Annotated in this window: 21 protein-coding genes; 12 read left to right on the forward strand and 9 right to left on the reverse strand. The window is 63.5% G+C overall.

The window, feature by feature from the left end:
* Positions 1-19: 19 nt before the first annotated feature.
* Entirely contained in the window at positions 20-2,020 is a 2,001-nt protein-coding gene (locus tag RH831_RS08090; RefSeq protein WP_310553701.1) for a hypothetical protein, read from the reverse strand.
* Between the two features lie 97 nt (positions 2,021-2,117).
* Here RH831_RS08090 and srp19 point away from each other — a divergent pair, with 97 nt between their 5' ends.
* The 3 genes from srp19 to RH831_RS08105 are packed head-to-tail and all read left to right on the forward strand — an operon-like array spanning position 2,118 to position 3,634.
* The gene (srp19, locus tag RH831_RS08095) at positions 2,118-2,399 is read left to right on the forward strand and encodes a signal recognition particle subunit SRP19 (protein ID WP_310553702.1); all 282 of its coding nucleotides are present in this window, start codon (positions 2,118-2,120) and stop codon (positions 2,397-2,399) included.
* Positions 2,399-2,632, forward strand: a complete 234-nt coding sequence (locus tag RH831_RS08100; protein ID WP_310553703.1) for a Gar1/Naf1 family protein — start codon at positions 2,399-2,401, stop codon at positions 2,630-2,632. The genes srp19 and RH831_RS08100 overlap by 1 nt, the downstream gene beginning before the upstream one ends.
* Before the next feature lie 42 nt (positions 2,633-2,674).
* Positions 2,675-3,634 carry a presenilin family intramembrane aspartyl protease PSH gene (locus RH831_RS08105; RefSeq protein ID WP_310553704.1) on the forward strand — a complete coding sequence of 320 codons (960 nt, stop codon included), beginning with the start codon at positions 2,675-2,677 and terminating at the stop codon, positions 3,632-3,634.
* Here the strand turns inward: RH831_RS08105 and RH831_RS08110 are convergent.
* On the reverse strand, positions 3,631-4,197 hold the full coding sequence (locus RH831_RS08110) for a class I SAM-dependent methyltransferase (RefSeq protein ID WP_310553705.1): 567 nt from the start codon (positions 4,195-4,197) through the stop codon (positions 3,631-3,633). The genes RH831_RS08105 and RH831_RS08110 overlap by 4 nt on opposite strands.
* Positions 4,198-4,246: 49 nt before the next feature.
* Here RH831_RS08110 and RH831_RS08115 point away from each other — a divergent pair, with 49 nt between their 5' ends.
* The 7 genes from RH831_RS08115 to RH831_RS08145 all read left to right on the forward strand — a co-directional run bounded on the left by RH831_RS08115 (position 4,247) and on the right by RH831_RS08145 (position 11,668).
* Complete coding sequence (locus RH831_RS08115; protein ID WP_310553706.1) at positions 4,247-4,777, forward strand: GNAT family N-acetyltransferase; 531 nt, start codon at positions 4,247-4,249, stop codon at positions 4,775-4,777.
* A gap of 25 nt (positions 4,778-4,802) precedes the next feature.
* The gene (gene fen, locus RH831_RS08120) at positions 4,803-5,786 is read left to right on the forward strand and encodes a flap endonuclease-1 (protein ID WP_310553707.1); all 984 of its coding nucleotides are present in this window, start codon (positions 4,803-4,805) and stop codon (positions 5,784-5,786) included.
* A 46-nt stretch (positions 5,787-5,832) separates the two neighbouring features.
* Positions 5,833-7,236, forward strand: coding sequence for a class II fumarate hydratase (locus RH831_RS08125; protein WP_310554144.1), 1,404 nt, complete (start codon positions 5,833-5,835; stop codon positions 7,234-7,236).
* 42 nt (positions 7,237-7,278) lie between these two features.
* A complete protein-coding gene (locus RH831_RS08130) occupies positions 7,279-7,740 on the forward strand; it encodes a PH domain-containing protein (protein ID WP_310553708.1) in 462 nt (153 codons plus the stop codon).
* Positions 7,730-9,229 carry a PH domain-containing protein gene (locus tag RH831_RS08135; RefSeq protein ID WP_310553709.1) on the forward strand — a complete coding sequence of 500 codons (1,500 nt, stop codon included), beginning with the start codon at positions 7,730-7,732 and terminating at the stop codon, positions 9,227-9,229. The genes RH831_RS08130 and RH831_RS08135 overlap by 11 nt, the downstream gene beginning before the upstream one ends.
* 34 nt (positions 9,230-9,263) lie before the next feature.
* On the forward strand, positions 9,264-11,132 hold the full coding sequence (gatE, locus tag RH831_RS08140; RefSeq protein WP_310553710.1) for a Glu-tRNA(Gln) amidotransferase subunit GatE: 1,869 nt from the start codon (positions 9,264-9,266) through the stop codon (positions 11,130-11,132).
* A 98-nt stretch (positions 11,133-11,230) separates the two neighbouring features.
* A complete protein-coding gene (locus tag RH831_RS08145) occupies positions 11,231-11,668 on the forward strand; it encodes a phosphate-starvation-inducible PsiE family protein (RefSeq protein WP_310554145.1) in 438 nt (145 codons plus the stop codon).
* On the opposite strand, the gene RH831_RS08150 is transcribed toward RH831_RS08145, so the two are convergent.
* Positions 11,665-12,147, reverse strand: a complete 483-nt coding sequence (locus RH831_RS08150) for an Lrp/AsnC family transcriptional regulator (RefSeq protein WP_310553711.1) — start codon at positions 12,145-12,147, stop codon at positions 11,665-11,667. The two genes, RH831_RS08145 and RH831_RS08150, sit on opposite strands and share 4 nt — an antisense overlap.
* Before the next feature lie 212 nt (positions 12,148-12,359).
* Here RH831_RS08150 and RH831_RS08155 point away from each other — a divergent pair, with 212 nt between their 5' ends.
* Positions 12,360-13,382 (forward strand): EamA family transporter, encoded by a 1,023-nt coding sequence (locus RH831_RS08155; RefSeq protein WP_310553712.1) that lies wholly within the window; start codon positions 12,360-12,362, stop codon positions 13,380-13,382.
* 1 nt (position 13,383) lies between these two features.
* Here the strand turns inward: RH831_RS08155 and RH831_RS08160 are convergent, their stop codons facing one another.
* Both RH831_RS08160 and RH831_RS08165 read right to left on the reverse strand, forming a co-directional pair.
* The gene (locus tag RH831_RS08160) at positions 13,384-14,109 is read right to left on the reverse strand and encodes an RNA methyltransferase (RefSeq protein ID WP_310553713.1); all 726 of its coding nucleotides are present in this window, start codon (positions 14,107-14,109) and stop codon (positions 13,384-13,386) included.
* A gap of 42 nt (positions 14,110-14,151) precedes the next feature.
* Positions 14,152-15,156, reverse strand: coding sequence for a hypothetical protein (locus RH831_RS08165; RefSeq protein WP_310553714.1), 1,005 nt, complete (start codon positions 15,154-15,156; stop codon positions 14,152-14,154).
* Positions 15,157-15,363: 207 nt separating this feature from the next.
* Here RH831_RS08165 and RH831_RS08170 point away from each other — a divergent pair, with 207 nt between their 5' ends.
* On the forward strand, positions 15,364-16,065 hold the full coding sequence (locus tag RH831_RS08170; protein ID WP_310553715.1) for a 6-hydroxymethylpterin diphosphokinase MptE-like protein: 702 nt from the start codon (positions 15,364-15,366) through the stop codon (positions 16,063-16,065).
* A gap of 39 nt (positions 16,066-16,104) precedes the next feature.
* Here RH831_RS08170 and rpl12p read toward each other — a convergent pair whose 3' ends face one another.
* From rpl12p to RH831_RS08190, 4 genes are all read right to left on the reverse strand, one after another.
* Positions 16,105-16,443 carry a 50S ribosomal protein P1 gene (rpl12p, locus tag RH831_RS08175; protein ID WP_310553716.1) on the reverse strand — a complete coding sequence of 113 codons (339 nt, stop codon included), beginning with the start codon at positions 16,441-16,443 and terminating at the stop codon, positions 16,105-16,107.
* A gap of 5 nt (positions 16,444-16,448) precedes the next feature.
* Positions 16,449-17,492: a 50S ribosomal protein L10 gene (locus tag RH831_RS08180; RefSeq protein ID WP_310553717.1), complete on the reverse strand. Its 1,044-nt coding sequence runs from the start codon at positions 17,490-17,492 to the stop codon at positions 16,449-16,451.
* On the reverse strand, positions 17,493-18,131 hold the full coding sequence (locus RH831_RS08185) for a 50S ribosomal protein L1 (protein ID WP_310553718.1): 639 nt from the start codon (positions 18,129-18,131) through the stop codon (positions 17,493-17,495).
* A 126-nt stretch (positions 18,132-18,257) separates the two neighbouring features.
* Positions 18,258-18,734, reverse strand: coding sequence for a 50S ribosomal protein L11 (locus tag RH831_RS08190; RefSeq protein ID WP_070364952.1), 477 nt, complete (start codon positions 18,732-18,734; stop codon positions 18,258-18,260).
* Positions 18,735-18,791: the final 57 nt, after the last annotated feature.

An 18,791-nucleotide genomic window follows, 5' to 3' on the forward strand; every position in this document is an offset into this window, starting at 1 on the left:
TTTTGGTACCGACCGGCCTTCACTGGTCTCGTTGGCCGGCAATCAAGCTGGTGAGGAGGAGGGCAATCAACCCAACTGCGTGGGTGAATCCTGGTGTCTCTGTCGGAGTTGTCTGGTGTGTTTCGGTGTATTCGGCGACGTTGATCGTAACGGAGCGGTCACCTGTAGTTATCGTGTGCTCGCCTGTATCCTCCAGGGTTATCTGCTGGGTCCGTTCTGCCGTCTCGTTCACATCCAGGTCGAGGTCTATCGGCTCTAATGCGGTGCCATCAAGCCGTGGCGTCACTGTTCCCGTCGCAGGTCGGTCACCTTGATTCGCGATGGCGACGGTGAGCGTCACTGACTCACCCGGTCGAATCGTCGCGGGTGTGGCCCCCAAATCTGTCACCACAGGGGTTTCCGGTTCCGCGACTTTGACAGTCCAGCTCTTCGTTCCAACCACGAGCTGGCTCGTGCCAATTTGCTCGACCGTGTACGAGAGTCGATGATCCGCGCTCTCACCACTATCGAGTGTGCCAGTTGCGTTGGCGACTGGAACGCCGTCCACAGTTAGCGGCACCTCGTAGGCCCCCGTCGTTCCCCCGTCGTTCGTGATCGTGACCGGAATCGAGATCCGTTCACCGGGGACGAGCGTGGGCATCGATCCAGTGACCGACGTGTTCCGGTAGGGCCCGCTAATCTCGATCGGAGCGTTCACGTCGGTCAGGAACACGGATGGGGAAGCCCCAAACGCAGTCTCGTGGTCCTGTGCGGACCACATCGATGGTGTCCGCGTGGTCGTTATGAACCGGTCGAGTTCCCCCGCCATCGTCTCCCCGCCGAGTTCAGCGAGTTCGGCGTCGAGAAACGCCTGATCGATCAGCCCATCGCGGGCGTTCATCGCCGTGAAGAGGTGGCGAGCAGAACGAGTTCGATCCGTGGTGGCCCGAATCCGGTAATCGATCGTTCCGTAAACGAGTGCTCCTTTGACGTAATTGGCCAGCGACCCCCAGGTATCCGGCTGGGAGAGAACCGTCTCGTCGTATCGGGCGTTTGTCCCTCGTTCGAGGTGTTCGGCAAAGGTCTCGAAGTCGATCCGCCCTTGATCCAGCGTCAGGGCGGCGGCGTAGTACTCGGGCATCGCCTCCCGGATCCACCGCGTGTCAGTCGTCGTTTCGAAATCCTGGCGAAGGTGGACGAACTCGTGGACCCAGACGTTGTTCGGGTCCGAAACCGACTGATCGGCCCGGACCCAGGCGTCCGTCTGCTGGGCCAACCCGTAGGGACCCCACTCGACGCTCGTCGGGGCGGCGATGAGGAGGCTCCGTTCGACCGGACTGGGTGGCAACGCTTGCTCGCCGGCTTCGATCGTATCGAGAATGGATTCGGGTTCGGACTCCAGGGTCGCGGCGTCCGGAACCACCAGCGAGACGGTCTGATCGCCGATATCCCGGGTCGTCGTCGAGTGCGGGCCGAGATAGACCATTCGATCACCGGCCACCCCAGAACCGGCGACCTCAGTTCGGGTCTCGAAAGTGGGCCTGGTGGTCCCCCGATAACGCCACCAGACGCTCGTGCTGGGAACCGAAACTAACGCCCAGTCGCCCGTGTCCACGAACATCAAGCCGCTCTCCGTATCGGGTTCCGCGCGGCCGGGTTTGTAGTGATACTGCCCGGTTCGGTTCGCATCGAGTGCCAGCGAGATAGAGGGGCTTGCCGTCTCGCCGTCCCAGGTGTAATTGCCCGTGCCGTCCGCGCTGAACCCATTCGTGTCGGTCACGGTGGCTCGCTCCGGCACGGACGTTTCGAGTTCGAAGACCTGGTCCGGAACCGCAAATTGCATGCGGACGTCGACGACACCCGGTTCCCCAGGAGTGAGCGAGAAGGTGAACGTCCGAACGATTTCGTCCTCCGAGGCGGTAAGTGCTGACTGAGCCGCCTGGTCCGTTCCTGTCGCGGGAGTGCTTGCGCCAACTGGGGCGACGACCAGGGACCCAACGAGCAGGAGTACAAGTACCAAGACACCCACGGAACGACGCATATCTTCCAGGTTGGGACCGGTTGCCTTAGTCACCACGCTCCGGGAACCGACAGTTGTCCGTCAACGTTTACCCGCTGGGCGGGGTAGCTTCCCCCAAATGGTCGAGAACATCATCTGGCCGGCCTACTTCGACGCGGATCTCTCCCGCAGCGAGGGGCGACGCGTTCCGAGCGCAATGGCGGTGGCAGACCCAACCCCCGAGGAGATCGCCGAGGCGGTCAAACAGGTCGGGTACGACGCGACGATCGAACCGGACCTCGCCTATCCCCGCCAGTCCCGGGACCGGACGGGCCGAGTGGCCGTGGCAAACGCCGACGACGCCGGGAAGAGTGACCTCCTGCAGGCCGTCGCCGCCTACGTGCAGGCACTCAGGGACTGATGCAGCGACTCGGAACCGTCACCCGGGTCACCGGCAGTCTGCTGGTCCTCGAATCGGCGACCGACGATCCCCCGCAGATCGGGACCATGGCCCTCGACGAAACGCTCGAAACGGTCGGGCGCGTGGTCGACGTGTTTGGCCCGGTAGCGGCCCCCTATCTGGCGGTTACCCCGGACGATTCGGTCAGGCCCGCGAGCTTGCTCCAGCAACCGCTTTACTGGCGACCGGACTGACAAAACACAAGGGCCAAGGGTCAGACCGGGGTAACTCAGTCCATGCATTCTCGTGGCCGGATCGCGATCGTGATCCTCGGTGCCGTCGGATTCTTCCTCGCCGTGCAGCTCGGGGCGCTGTTTCTCCAGGGGCCGTTTTCGGCAGCTGGGTTCCAGGCCGTCGAAGACCCGAGTGACCCGGCGAATGCGGCCTTCTACGTCGGCGTCCTCCTCGTGGCGACGGTCGGCATGCTGGCGCTCCTGAAGTACGATTTGACGGCACTCCTGCGGGCGTTTGTCGTCCTGACGAGCGGGCTGATCTCGGCGTACGTCTTCTCGGTCGTTCTCCCGCCCATCATTGACTTCCCTGGGTTGTTCCATCTGGGGGCGGTCATCGGGGCGGCAGCGGTAATCGTCGGCCTCGCAGTCTACCCGGAATGGTGGGTCATCGACGCCTCGGGACTGGTCATGGGAATGGGCGCTGCAGCGCTGTTCGGTATCAGCCTGGACATTCTGCCCGTCCTTCTCTTGCTTACAGTGCTGGCTGTCTACGACGCCATCAGCGTATACGGCACCGAACACATGCTGACCCTGGCGACGGGTGTGATGGAACTCCGGGTGCCTGTGCTGATCGTCCTCCCGACCACACGCTCGTTCTCGTTTCGGGAGATGGTCGCCGAGATGAAAGCCGAGACGGACCCCGAAACGGAAGAGTCAGCGGATCCGTTCGAGCGGGACGCCTTCTTCATCGGCCTCGGGGACGTGGTCATTCCGACGATCCTGGTCGTCAGCGGGACGGTATTTCTCGAAACCCCGCTTTTGTTCGGGCTCGAAGTGGCCGCGCTCGGGGCAATGGTCGGCACGCTGCTCGGGCTGCTCGGGCTCCTAGCGATGGTCGTGAAGGGGCGACCCCACGCTGGTCTGCCCCTGCTCAACGGCGGCGCGATCACGGGGTACCTGGTTGGCGCACTCGCTGGCGGCGTTCCGATCGTGGAGGCACTGGGTCTGGCCCCGTATCTCTAGGGCGAATCCACCCGGCCGACCATCGTGTAGACGAAGCCGGTTTCCAGTGTCTGGACCGTGAAGCCCGCGGCTTCGAGAGCCGCCGAAATCGACGAGGCGGACACGAACGTCGACTCGAACCCAACCAGTCGCTCGCCCAGTGCCAATCCGCGGCCCCGGATGGTCGTTGGATCGAAATCTCTGAGAACGAAGACGCCTCCGGGCCGCAGGATTCGGTGTACCTCGCCCAGGACCGCCTCGATCGACGGCAGGTGGTGGAGGGCGTCGACTGAAACCACGGCGTCGACGCTCTCGGCCGGGAGGGGGATGGACCGGGCATCACCACGGACTGTCTCGAACCCGTTCTCCCGGGCCTGTTCGAGCATGGGCCGACTGGCGTCGAAGATGATCGTCTCCGGGCTGACGGCCCGGCCGGCCCGGCCCGTCCCGCCGCCCAGATCGAGCACACGCTGGACCGGCCGCTCGGCGAGTTCCAACCCCGCGGCGAGTGGCGCGGCATCGGTCCCCGGCAGGAACAGGTCGTAGACGGGGGCGAACCGGTCGAATATCGGGACGTCGTGCACGGTCGACCCAGGGGCGGGTTCCTTAAGCCTGCCACGCTAACGGCGAGGTATGGAGTACGCGGTCCTGGGGGTCCCGCCGGATGGCCCCTCGCTCACACTGGACTGGCAGACCTTCGCCTATGCCGGAAAATTCGAGATGACCAACACGGGAAAGGCCGTGCTTCGCGAGGCAGAATCGGTCCTGGCGGCAGCGGCGTTCAACGGCGACCGGGAGGACGACGACCAGGCGTGGATTCGCTATCTCACGGTTCGGTCGGACCGACGTGGCGAGGGACTCGGCCCTCGACTGGTCTGTAATCTTCGTGAAACGCTGCTCGAACTGGGCTATGAGCGCATTGCGATCGCCGTCAACAATCCGATCGCGTATCGCGCGCTCTATCGCGCCGGTTTCGGTTTCACAGGCCAAGAAACCGGAATCGCGGAACTGGTGCTTACCTGGCCCGCCGACCGGAGTGGAGAGCGCTACCGGGCCGGCTTAGATCGCTTCACAGACCGTGACCTACCCGAAGGGCAGGCACAACTCCTCGACCGGTGGATACAAGATGAGAGCCCACCCGAACCGATGAACGGTATCCCTTAGGCCCCCTCGGCCGAAGGAACTCACGATGGGGCTCGCAGATCTCAGACAGCTGGCGGTGCTCTCGGAGGTGGCCTACGAGGATCTGGATGGTGACGTAGTGGCCGTCGACGCGCACAACTGGCTCTACCGCTATCTCACGACCACGGTGAAGTTCACCCGCGATTCGGTCTACACGACGGGTGAGGGCGAAGAAGTCGCCAACCTCATCGGGGTCGTCCAGGGGCTGCCGAAGTTCTTCGAACACGATCTGACGCCGGTCTTCGTCTTCGACGGCGGCGTCACAGAGCTCAAGACCGAGGAGGTGACACGCCGACGCGAGAAACGCGAGGAAGCCGAAAAGCGAATGGAAGCAGCCAGGGAAGCCGGCGAACGAATCGAAGCCGCCAGATTGGAGTCACGAACCCAGCGGCTGACCGACGTGATCCACCGGACGACACGCGAACTCCTTGTCCATCTCGACATTCCGATCGTCGAGGCCCCGGCCGAAGGTGAGGCCCAGGCCGCCGCGATGGCCCGAAACGATCCCGACGTGGATTATGCCGGCAGCGAGGACTACGACACGCTCCTGCTGGGGGCCCCCTATACGCTTCGCAAACTCACTACCAGTGACGACCCGGAACTCATGGACTTCGAGGCGACCCTTTCGGAACACGACATCACGTGGTCCCAGCTGGTCGATATCGGCATCCTCTGCGGGACGGACTTCAACGAGGGGCTTCGAGGCTACGGTCCCAAAACGGCCCTCAGCGCGGTCAAGGAACACGGCGACCTCTGGGGCGTGCTTGAGGCCGAGGACGAGTACATCGAGTACGCCGATCAGATCCGGAACCTGTTCCTCGAACCGGACGTGACGACCGAGTACGATCTCGACCTCTCGATCGATCCGGATATCGACGCCGCCAGGGCCTACGTCACCGAAACCTGGGAGATCCCACCCGAGGAAGTCGCCCGTGGCTTCGAGCGGATCGAGGATTCGGTCGCCCAGACCGGGCTCGATCAGTTCACGTAAGAAAGGGGATGTTTTACGGGGCCGGACACGAATCGCCTCCATGACCGTGGGAGACGACGAGCGAATCGAAGTCGACAGCCTCGGCGAGATCAGCGTCCCGGCCGACGCCTACTGGGGAGCCCAGACCCAGCGCGCGATCGAGAACTTCCCGATCAGCGACGAACGAATGGACCGGCGGTTCATCAGGGCACTTGGCATCGTCAAGCGAGCCGCAGCGGCGGCGAACGCCCAGCTTGGGATGATTCCCGAGGAGATCGCCGAAGCGATCCAGGCGGCGGCCACGGAGGTCATCGAGGGTGACCTCGACGAGCACTTCCCGGTCGACGTGTTCCAGACCGGCTCTGGGACCTCGACGAACATGAACGCAAACGAGGTGATCGCGAACCGGGCCGCCGAGATCATGGGCGAACCGATTGGCAGCAAGGCGGTCCACCCGAACGATCACGTGAACTTCGGGCAGTCCTCGAACGACGTGATTCCCACGGCCATGCACGTTGCGGCTCTCGAAACCATCGAGGACGACGTGGAACCCGCCCTCCGCACGCTCCGGGATGCACTCGCCGAGAAGGAAGCGGCCTTCGACGGGGTCGTCAAGACCGGTCGGACCCATCTGCAGGACGCGACCCCAGTTCGGCTGGGCCAGGAGTTCGGCGGCTATCGCAGCCAGATCGAGAAAGGTATGGAGCGGATCGAAGCGACCAAAGCCGAACTCCGGGAACTGGCCCTGGGCGGGACCGCCGTCGGCACCGGGCTCAACACCCATCCGGAGTTCGCGGAGCTGGCAGCCGCAGAGATCAGCGACGTGGCTGGAACGGAGTTCAGCGAAGCGGACAACCACTTCGAGGCCCAGGCCGCTCACGACGCGATGGCATCCGTCCACGGGGCGCTCCGGACCGTCTCCGGTTCGCTCGACAAGATCGCCCACGACCTCCGACTTCTTTCCTCCGGGCCTCGAAACGGCCTCGGTGAGATCGAACAACCCGAGAACCAGCCCGGGTCCTCGATCATGCCCGGGAAGATCAACCCGGTCGTCGCCGAGTCGGTCAATCAAATTCACGCCCGAATCGTGGGCAACGACGCCACCGTCTCGAAAGGCGGAGCGGGCGGTCAGCTCGATTTGAACCTCTACAAACCGGTGATCGCCACCGACTTCCTTCAGTCCGCTCGCCTGCTTGCGAACGGCGCGGAGACCTTCGCGATACGATTTGTGGCCAACCTCGAAGCGAACGAGGAGGCTTGCGCCGAACAGGTCGAACGAAGCCTGGCGCTGACCACGGCGCTGAATCCAGCCATCGGCTACGATGCCGCCGCGGAGGTCGCCAAAGCAGCGCTCGAAGAGGGAAAGACCGTTCGGGAGGTTGCCGTCGAGCGGGGCTACCTCACCGAGGCAGAAGCCGAGGAGGTCATCGACCCCGAGGCAATGACCGAACCCGGGATCCTGACCGACTAGGGTCACCCAGTCTTTCAAGAGGGTGGGAATCCCAGTTCGCCCATGGAACGTCTCACACCCCGCGTACAGATCTTGTGGGGAGTCGTCGCGGTTCTCCTCGCTGCGGTACTGGCAGGTGTTCTCGCCGGCGTGACCTTCTGGTTCGAGTGGCGATTCCCGACGGCGGCGATCGGTGCCTTCCTCCTCTTGGCGGTCCTCCTACTCGGCCATGCCCATCTCAGATTTCGGCTCTGGCGTTACGAACTGCAGGACGATGCACTCTTCCTGCATCGGGGCGTGTTCACCCGCGTTCGGACGGTCGTCCCGTACGTGCGGGTCCAGCACGTCGACACCCAGCGAAACCCCTTCGAGCGGGCACTCGGCCTGAGCCGAGTCGTCGTCTACACGGCGGGCTCCAGGGGGGCGGACGTGAGGATTCCGGGACTCAAACCGGATCGAGCGGAGTCACTCCAGGAACGGCTTCGGGCACTCGCCGGCGAACACGAAGCAGACGATGGCGTCTAAGCTCCACCCTCTGACCGTTCCGGTTCGTGGTGCCAGCCGAGCGCTCGGGCTGGCGATTGCCGGATCGGTCCTCGGCTCGATGATTCAGGAACCGTTGCGTGCAGCAGGGCTGCTCCCGTTCTGGATGCCTTCCCTCGGGATGGTGTTGGCCGTGCTGTTCGTCATTGGAGCACTCGCATACGAGATACTGCGGTACCGGTTTTTCACCTACGAACTGACCGACGATTCCCTGTACATTCACTCGGGCGTGCTCTTCAGGCGTGAACGGGACATCCCCCTGGGTCGCATTCAGAACGTGGACATCACCCGGTCGATATTCCAGCGGGCCCTCGGGATCGGGGCCGTCGGGATCGAGACCGCCGGTGGCAGTTCGACGGAAGCGGCCCTCAATTTCGTTTCCCGGGCCGAGGCAACTCGACTCCAGGAAGGGATCAGAACCCGAAAGCGCAGTCTCGACGAGTCCGAATCCGTTAGCGCGGACACCGAAGACACGACTGCGGAGTCCCACGAACGTCTCTTCGAGCTTTCGGACGAGGATCTGGTGCTTTACAGTCTCCTCTCCTTCGACCCGCGGCTGTTCTCGATCGTCTTCGTCCTCGTGCCAACTGTGGCCCCATTTGCAACCGAGTATCTCGCCGGCCGGGCGGCTGCAGTCGTCTTCGTCCTCGGTCTGTTCGGACTTGTGCTTGCAGGGCTGGCCGTCTGGATCCTCGGCGGATTCAGTCGATTCGTCGGCTACTACGGGTTCACGCTCACGCGCGTGGGCGACGAACTCCGGTACGAACGAGGCCTCCTCCAGCGGTACGACGGCTCGATCCCCGCGGGCAAGATCCAGACGATCGTGATCGAGGAGAACGTGCTCATGCGGCACTTCGGCTACGCCTCGCTCACGATCGAGACGGCTGGCTACGGCCCGGGCTCGGAGTCCGGGGCCGAATCGGCCGTGCCCCTCGCGAAACGGGACCGACTCCTCGAACTCGCTCGCGATGTCGAGGAGTTCGGCGCGGTGGAATTCGACCGGCCGGCCCCGGAGGCCCGTCGGCGCTACACCGTCCGGTACGCTATCGTCGTCACGGCGCTGTTGGGGGCTGGCTTCCTGGGGAGCTGGCTCGTGGGACCGGTCCCCTGGTATGGCCTCGTGGCGCTTTACGCGGCGGTCCCGATCGCGGCCCGAAAGAAATGGGCCCATCGAGGCTGGGACATCGTCGACGGATACGTAATCACGCGGACCGGATTTTGGCGGCGACGGACACACGTGGTGCCTGACGACCGCGTCCAGACCGTGATCGACCGCCGGACGCTCTTCCAGCGACGCTGGGGGCTTGGGACGGTCGTGATCGATACCGCCAGTTCCGGTGGCTTCGGCTCCCAGGAGGCCAGCGTCATCGACGTTCGCACGACAACGGCCGATGCGGTGCGGACGGCCGTCACCGAGAAACTGCTGTATGCGGTTGGGATCCTTGCGGAGCCACCCGAACCGAGAGACTGAACGGTTTTAACCCTCCCACACGGACCAGTCCACAATGACCGAGTTCGATTACGAGGAGCTGGGCCTCGTCGCGGGACTGGAGATCCATCAGCAACTCGATACCGAGACGAAGCTGTTCTGTAACTGTCCGACGACCCAACGGGAGGCTGCGGAGTCGGTCCGGTCGTTCACGCGTTATCTACACCCCACGCCGAGTGAACTCGGCGAAGTCGACGAGGCCGCCCTGGAGGAGAGCCAGGTCGAACGGGAGTTCGAGTACCTGGGATACGACTCGACCTGTCTGGTCGAGGAGGACGACGAACCCCCACATCCCATGGACGACGAGGCGCTGGAGCTCAGCCTGGAGATCGCCCAACTGCTCTCGATGACGCCCGTCGATCAGGCCCACGTCATGCGCAAGGTCGTCATCGACGGGTCGAACACCTCCGGCTTCCAGCGAACCTCGCTGATCGCGACCGACGGCGAGATCCAGACCGACGCTGGCCCGGTGGGTATCGAGGACCTGATGCTCGAAGAGGAGTCGGCCCGGCGGGTCGAGGAGACCGATTCGGGGGTCGTATTCTCCCTCGATCGGCTCGGGGTACCACTCGTCGAGATCGGAACGGACCCCGACATCACCAGCCCCGAACAGGCCCGCGAGGCGGCGGGTCGACTCGGGATGATTCTCCGCTCCACCGGCGGCGTCAAACGCGGCCTGGGAACGATTCGACAGGACGTGAACGTCTCCATCGAGGAGGGTGCCCGGGTCGAGGTCAAGGGCGTCCAGGACCTGGAGGGCATCGAGAACATCGTCCGCGGGGAAGTCCGACGGCAGGCCGAGCTCCTTGAGATCGCCGAGGAACTGCAGGATCGAAACGCCTCGATCGGCGACGTTCAGGACGTCAGTGACGTCTTTGCGGACACCGACTCCGGTGTCATTCGTGGCGCACTCGACGCAGGCGGGGCCGTCAAAGCGGTCCCTCTCTTCGGATTCGACGGTCTCGTGGGGCGTGAGATTCAGCCCGACCGACGGCTGGGAACCGAACTTTCGGATCACGCCAAACGTCATGGTGCGGGCGGAATCTTCCACACGGACGAACTCCCGGCCTACGGCGTGACCGAGGCAGAAGTGGGGGCACTCAGAGAAGCGGTCGACGCTGGCGAGGAGGACGCCGTCGCGATCGTCGCGGCGGACACGGAAACCGCAGAGCTCGCGATCGAGGCTGCGGCCAATCGAGCCGCGGTCGCGATCGCGAGGGTCCCCGAAGAGACTCGGGACGCGAACGAGGACGGCACGACCTCGTATCTCCGCCCGCTTCCAGGGGCCGCTCGCATGTATCCCGAGACGGACGTGCCGCCGGTCGAGATCGATCCGGCGGCCGTGGAGACACCTGAACTCCTCGACGAGAAGGTCGATCGGTACGTCAAGTCCTACGATCTCGACCCCGGACTCGCCGAACAGGTGGCCTTCGGCCGGCGGTTCACGACGTTCGAGCAGGCGGTCGAACAGGGCGTAGACCCCGCCCTCGCCGCGACGACGGTCGAGTCGACGATTACCGAACTTCGTCGGGATGACGTCCCAGTCGAGAATCTCACCGACGAACACTTTCTCGACGTACTCGAACAGGTCGACGCCGGTGACCTGGCGAAGGAGGGCGTCGGCGAGGTGCTGACGGTTCTCGCGAAGCAACCCGAACTCTCTGCGGCGACGGCGATCGAGGAAGCCGGCCTCGGCGGCGTCGACGAGGCGGCGGTTCGCGAGGCGGTACGGGAGGTCGTCGAGCGGAACGCCACCCAGGTCGAGGACGAGGGCATGGAAGCGTTCTCGGCGCTGATGGGCGAGGCGATGGGCGCGCTTCGGGGCAAAGCCGACGGCGAGGTCGTCTCCTCGGTGCTCCGCGAGGAGATCCAGGCCAAACTGTAGGCCGCGACCCGCAGATTTAGGGCATCGGGGGCCGTTGGTCGTGGTGACAAATGTCACAGGGAGCCGGCGAGGGATCCGGGAACCCGGAGACTGGAGAGATGGCGGGTCAGATCTCCAGGCACATCAGTCAGTTCGTCCAGGCCGTCGAACTCGCCGCCGCCGGGCTCTTTGCGCTCCTCTTCGGCATCGGCGTGGTCGATCTGGCCCTCCAGATCGCGATGACGGTCCCTACGGGCGGCATCACCGACCCCCTGGTGGTCATCGGATTCATCGAAACTGGCCTGCTCTTGCTCATCATTGTCGAGGTGTACCAGACCGTCGTGGCCTATGTCCGACAGACTGATACCAGGCAGATCGTTCGACTCGTGATCTACACCGGCGTGATCGCGATGGTCCGAAAGGTGATCATCTTCCGGACTTCCGAGTACACGACCGTTCAGGATGCCCTTCTCGCGGCGATGGCCTACACCGTAATTATTCTCGGGTTGGTGAGTCTGTTGTACGTCGAGCGAAAACTCGCTGTCCCCCTGGATTAGTCCACGAGCGCGTCAGTCAGTGTCTCCAGATCGTAGGTGGCGGGCGCCCGACTCTCGTCTCGCAGGGTCGAGACGACGAACGTGGAGTTGGTCCGGTCGACCTCCGGGATCGACTCGAAGTCCGCGATCAAGCGTTCGACGCTGTCCGAATCCGGGAGCCGAGCCAGCACGATGAAATCGGTCTCGCCCATGGTGAAAAAGACCTGTGTCACCCCTTCGATGTCGAACAGCGCGTCTTTGACCTCGTCGGCCGAGCCCTCGTACTCGGCGAGGACCTCGACGATGATGGTCACTCCCAGTCCCAGTTTCTCGTGATCGAAGTCATAGAGGTCGTTCGTGATGATCCCTTCTTCTCGGAGGTTGTTCAACCGGTAGTGGATGGTCGAGACCGGAATCCCGGTCTCCTCGTGTAACTGGTCGGGGCTCCCGGTTCCGAGATCCGAGATCGCCTTGAGAATGGCGACGTCGCGCTCGTCCATGCGTAGGGAGACACGACCCGTCCACTTACCAGTTCGTCTCCAGACGGCGACGGGCTTCGACTATTCGTTGGAGTCCGTTCGGTCTGTGACCGATTTTGTGAACTGTGTCCAAAGTTTTCTATCACTATAATTCATATAGTCGCTAGTGAAGCGGGAATATAGGGAAAGTTTGTAGAAAGACTTTAATCACCCCGACTATTTCGTAGATACCAATGACACATTCGGATCTCCTCTCCGGTCCGCGGGCGACAGCGTCACTGTTCGTCCTGCTGGGCCTGCTCTGGGGCAGTTCGTTCGTCGCGATCGAGATCGGTCTCCACGTCTTCCCGCCGCTTTACTTCGCCGGCATCCGGTACCTGCTGGCTGGGGGGCTACTCATGGCCTGGGCGGTCATGTCGGCGCCTGAAATCATGCCACAGCGGCGGACCGATTACCTGGCAATCGGCGTGGTCGCGCTGTTTCTCATCTTCGCGAACCACGCCTTCCTCTACCTGGGCGAACAGATCGTCTCCGGAGCGATCGCCTCGATCATCATCAGCCTGTCTCCGGTGCTGACGGTGCTGTTTGCAAGTCTGACCCTGGAGCGCGGGCTCCCCCGAATGAACGAAATTATCGGTTTCATCCTTGGGATCGCCGGCGTGGTGGTCGTCGCCCAGCCGAATCCGGCCTCCCTCGATCAGGGGCATCTCTTCGGGATCGGTCTCGTCCTCCTCGCCGCCGCGAGTTTCGCCGCTGGTGGAGTTCTCTCACGAACCGTTCGGTCCGGCCTTCCGCTCAAGAGCCTGCAGGCCTGGGCGATGCTCATTGGGTCGGGCATGCTCTTTGGGGTTGGCTCCCTGCGAGGCGAGTCCTGGGCCGGCGTCGAAGTCACGACGACTGGTCTGCTCTCGCTGAGCTATCTGGTCGTCTTCTCGGGGATCATCGCGTTTATGGTGTACTTCACCCTCCTCGATCGAGTCGGACCGTCACAGCTCAATCTGGTGAGCTATCTCGAACCCATCGCCGCCGCCCTGGTCGCCTGGCTTCTGCTGGGTGAGATGATCACGCTCACGACCGTGGTTGGCTTCCTCCTGGTCATGGCCGGATTCACCGCGATCCGCCGCGATCTGGTCGTCCGGATATTGGACGCCCCATACGGGCGCGCCGTCGAGACGATCCAGGAGATCGCCGCGACGCTCGAGGAGCATCGCCCGTTCCGCACTGAGACAGAGTTCACCGACGCACGGAAGAAGTAGTTCACTCTCGATTTCGGTTGACTGCCTGTCGCATAACTCCCCGCAGTGTCACCAGTTCTTGGCCCGTGGGCTTTGCCCGGCCAAGGAGCCGACGCACGAGCCGTTGTGTCTTGGCCCGTTTTTCCGGGCCGTACTCGATCGATTCGAGGAACTGACCGACGTGTTCGTGGAATCGCTCGACGTCTGCGGGGTCGGCGACTGAGCCGGTGCGGTCCGGGAGCTGTGTCTCCCCGAGTGTCACATTCCGGAGTTCGTAGAGCGCGATCGTCGCTGCCTGCCCGAGGTTCAACACCGGATAGGATTCGCTGGCTGGAATCGCACAGATCTCGTCAAGCTGGGCAAGCTCCTCGTTGTGCAGCCCGGTCGGTTCCCGACCGAACACGAGTGCCGTCGGCCCCGACCGCTCCGTGAGTGATTCTGCAAGCTCTCGTGGCGTTTTGAAGGGAAACCTGACGTGACTGGTTTCATCCTCGTTCGTGACCGCCGTGAAGCCGACCGTGTGATACGCTTCGAGAACCGCCTCGAAGGTCGTCTCACGGGCGTTCGGTAGCACGTCCTCGCGAGCCTGGCCCGCGAACCCGTATGCTTCGCCGTCCGGATCGAGTGCAGGCGGATCGACCAGGAGCAACTCGCTGAACCCGAAATTCTTCATCGATCTGGCGATCGTTCCCACGTTGCCCGGCGTCTGGGCGTCCACGATCACCACGACGGGCGTCTGCTCCGACATGGCCGTATCTCATCGTGAGTGGGCAAAAAGCCCCTGACACAGTCAGAAGAACTCGCCTACCTGTTCGCTGATTGTCTCCGGGGGCACGTCGATCACGCTCTCGTCGTGAATCGTCTCGAAGAAGGTGGCGTCACTCCAGGCGTACTCCTGGAAGACCGACCGGGCGACGATGTCCAGGTGAGGCCGCACTGCATCGTCGTCAACGACGTGGAGCCCGAAGTTGAAACTGTTCAGTCCCTGATCCGCGTAGTGGGCCAACACGTTCTCGATCCCGTGCGCGAAAGACTCGATTACTGCGGAGTCGGGGTCTAAACGCCCGGTGTCGGGTGCGATTCCACGGACGTGACGGTGGTGGCGTGGTGCAAACGGGGCGAGCCATTCGACGGTCCCGGTCGAGCCGATATAGCGGTCGCCGGCCCGAGCCGCGCCGATTGAATCGCCGAAATAGTCCGTCTCAGCGTCGGTCTGATACTCACGAGCCCCCTCGATCCGGGCTTGCTGGCTGTTTGTCCCCCGGTCGTCGACCAGTGCCTGGACGTGGGGATGGACGATACTCGACCCCGCCGAGGGGAGGAAGTTCATGTTGACCGAGGCTACGGAAGTTGTCTCCTCGCCCTCGAAAACGGCCTCGACGTACTCGAGTGCCGCCTGGAGGCCATCAGCGAAGCGTTCGGCGGCAAGTTCGTCGATCGGAACGTAATGGTCGGCCGTGAGAACTACGACATTGGAGTGACTGCCATAGGGGTTCAGGTTGGGAAAGGAGGTCGCCTCGCCGACTGAGCCCCGGTCGAACCCGACGAAATCGGGGTACTCAGGGGTCGCCTCCCCGACCATATCCGGACAGAAGAAACAGCCCTCCCCGTCGGTCACCGATTCGTCGAGTTCCACCTCGCCCGCCGGTTCGACGAAGGCATCCGGGACGATCCGGGTCTGTCGACCGGTGAGTGGGTCCTCGCGAATCTCAACCTCGACTGCCGTCTCCGCGAAATCCTCCAACGGATTGTAAAAGGTGGCCGTCTGCACCTCGTGTTCGAACTCGATTGCCATGGGTGCTCCACGGCCGCCCGTTCAAAAAATATTCGGCCCGACAACCGCCTGACTCCCCCGCGATGGGTCGCAAATAACAAGAAAGCTTATACCGGATGGGAATAAACCGAGGGATTGGAGGCCGGACCCCTTGGGTAGGGGTACTCGCGGTCGGGGTCTCCGGCTCGAACCAGGGTTCCTACATATTTTGACCCCGTAGCGACGGCCATGGACTACGCCGCCTGGGAACCGATCTACGAACGGATCGTCGCCGACTTCGGGTATGACTCCACCGAGGACCGGGCGGCACGTGACGTGCTCTCTGATCTCGTCGAACCCTTCGATTTCGACCGCCTGGATTTCCGTGGGCGAACTGTCGCCGTTGCCGGGGGCAGCGACACGCTCGAATCCGAACTCGACAGACTCCGTGATGCCGACCGGACGATCGCCGCCTCGGGCGCCGCGGCTGTGATGGAAGCCGCCGACCTTCGGCCGGATCTGGTCGTGACGGATCTCGATAAGACACCGGAAACAGCAATTTCGTTGAGTCGGGCCGGCGTTCCGGTCGCCGCCCATGCTCATGGGGATAACGTGCCGGCAGTCCGGAAGTACGTCCCCCGCTTCGACGACGAACGGGTCTTCGGGACGACACAGGTCGAACCGCTCGAAAACGTCTACAACTTCGGCGGGTTCACGGACGGCGATCGGGCGGCGTTCCTCGCGGATCACCTGGGTGCCGACACCCTCTGGTTCCCGGGCTGGGATTTCGACGACCCGACCGTATCCTCGGAAAAGGCTCGCAAACTCCGCTGGGCGGCCCGGTTGCTGGGATGTCTCGAACGCCGGCGAAACGAGCAGTTTTCGATCCTCGACGGGCGGCGGGAATCGATCGCCGACTTCCCGCACGACGTATCCGAGGGTTGTGACTGATCGGTCGACCGCGAAAGAAAAATCGGTCGCTGAACCGGCTTACCCGAAGAGGTCGCCGAGGCCTTCACCGGAGGCCTCTTCTTCCTCGTCCTCGTCGCCTTCGTCTTCAGCTTCGGCTTCCTCCTCTGCTTCCTCCTCGTCGGCCTCCTCGGCCTCGGCCTCGGCCTCCGCGCCACCGCTCGCGGCGGGGGCGGCGGGGGCAGCTGCGGCCTGCTCGACGGCCTCCTCGATGTCGACGTCTTCGAGGGCGGCCACCAGGGCCTTGACGCGGGACTCTTCCACGTCCACGCCCGCGGCGTCCAGCACGTCGGTCAGGTTGTCTTCGTTGATCTCTGCGTCGGTCTCGTTCAGGATGAGTGCAGCGTATACGTATTCCATGGGTGTTATCCGAACATCGCTCCGAGGCCCTCGCCACCGGCGTCTTCGTCCTCGTCGTCATCGTCGTCTTCGGCGTCTTCCGGTTCGGCGTCTGCCTCTGGTTGGTCGTCGGTCGATTCCTCGGTGTCGGTGGTTTTGGCCCCACCGGGGGCTTCGAGGTCACGGAGCTCCTCGGGGAGCGCCTCGTCGTCCTCGATCTGTGCGGCCAGGGCCTTGACCTGGGCGTCCGCGGTCGAAACCAGATCGTCCATCAGGTCCGGGCTCTCGATCGAGGCCTGCAGGCCGAGACTCTTGGCCTCGCCCTCGGCTTTCGCGAGGAGCGCGGGCATCGACTCGGTGGTCGGGATCGCGGCGTTGACCGCGAGGTTTCGGCCGGCCGCTGCGGCGGCCTGGAAGTCGGCCCGGTATTCCTCGACGTCGATCTCGAGTTCTTCGGCCTCGAAGAGCACGCCGTCGGCGAAGACAGCACGGAGGTCGATACCAACCTCCTTGGGCTCGATGCCGAGTTCGCCGAGGACGCCGGCCAGATCCTGGCTGACGACGTCGCCGGCTTCCGCGACGACGCTGTCCTCGAGGACCTTGATCGATCCCTCGTCGATGCGAGCGGCAGCCCCGACGTTCTGCAGATCACCGACGAAGGGACCGGGGTCCATCCCCGTGTCGCCTTCCTCGATAACGATGTCATTCGGAGCAGTCTCGCCCGCGCTGATGGGCGCGGCCGTCTTGGACTGTTCGAGACGCCGGTAGAGCGCGAAGGGGTTGTCGTTCGTTCCGACCAGGCCGACGTGGCCCGAGAGGAACGGAACGAGGTCTTCGAGTCCTTCATCAACCTGCTCCAGCGCTCGTTCCAGGAGCGTGTTCCGGCTCATCCGGAGCGTGGCCGACCCGTACAGGTCCGCCCGCATCTCCTGGAGCTGTCGGCTCGGAATCCCCTGCACGTCGACGATGCCGACGCTGTCGTAGGATTCGATGACCGAAACGAGGTCCTCGACCTCCTGCTGTTTCCATTCGGGGACGTGTTCGGTCGTGTGTTCGGCTTCAGCCGTCATTTATGCCACCTCGACGGCGGGTCCCATCGTGGTCTTCACGTACACGGAGTCCACGTTGAGCGGCCCTTTCTCCAGATCCGCGTGGAGTCGGCGGAGGATGACGTCGATGTTCTCGGCGATCTCCTCTGCAGTCATGTCCGCTGCACCCACACGAGTGTGGAAGGTGCGGCGGTCGCCACTGCGGAGCTGAATGCTGTTTTTCATGCGGTTCACTACTTCGACGACGTCGTCGTCGGGCTGCAGGGGTGTCGGCATTTTCCCCCGGGGACCGAGAACGGTCCCGAGGTAGCGACCGATGTCCTGCATCATCGCTGCCTCGGCGATGAAGAAGTCAGTCTCATCGGCGAGGTCCTTTGCTGCATCGTCGTCGTCGCCGAGGTCCTCGAGATCGTCGTCGTCGAGCACCTGATCGGCGACGTCCCCGGCCTGGATGGCCGTTTCGCCGGTCGCGAACACCACGATCGAGGTGTCCTGGCCGGTCCCCTCCGGGAGGACGACGCTTTCGTCGATACGATTCGATGGGTCATTGAGGTCGATGTCACGCAGGTTGACGGCGAGGTCTACCGTTTCGCGGAACGCCCGCTCAGGTGCCTCCTCCAGTGCGCGATTGACGGCCTCTTCGATAGCAGAGTCTGCCATTTTTCACCTCCGTAGTCCACGACCCTCTCAGGTCAGATCTCCTACGGGTCAGTGAAACAGGCGATGCCTGTCTCGCTCGGAGAAAGGTGTCGAAGCCAACTTAAACCCGTCGAAGCGCCCGCCCGTTCAGGCTTCGAGAACGTCGTCGTACTCGCCGTCGTCAACACGCTGTTTGAACGTCCGTGCGTCCTCGCCCTCGATCGTCACGCCCAGCGAGACACAGGTGCCGGCGACTTCCTTTGCCGCGGCCTTGACCTCGTAGGAGAGCAGATCGGAGACCTTCTGCTCGGCGATCTTCTTGACCTGTTCGATGGAGAGGTCGGCGACGAAGTTCGTCTCGGGATCACCACTGCCCGTCTCGAAGCCCGCTTCGTCCTTGATGAGCGCCGCCGTCGGGGGAACCCCGACCTCGATGGTAAAGGAGCCGTCCTCCTCGTACTCGATAGTGACCGGGACCTCAGTGCCGTCGAATGCGGCAGTCTCGTCGTTGATCTCCTGGACGACCGCCTGCACGTCGACTGGGGTCGGACCCAGTTCCGGTCCCAGCGGCGGGCCCGGATCAGCCTGGCCGCCAGAAACGAGGATTTCGATCGTATCAGCCATATTGGAGGCCAGTCGATGATCGGGTTTAACCCTTGTCTTTTCCGGGCAACCGCAGGC

Source organism: Halodesulfurarchaeum sp. HSR-GB (assembly GCF_031432215.1).
Taxonomy (GTDB): Archaea; Halobacteriota; Halobacteria; order Halobacteriales; family Halobacteriaceae; genus Halodesulfurarchaeum.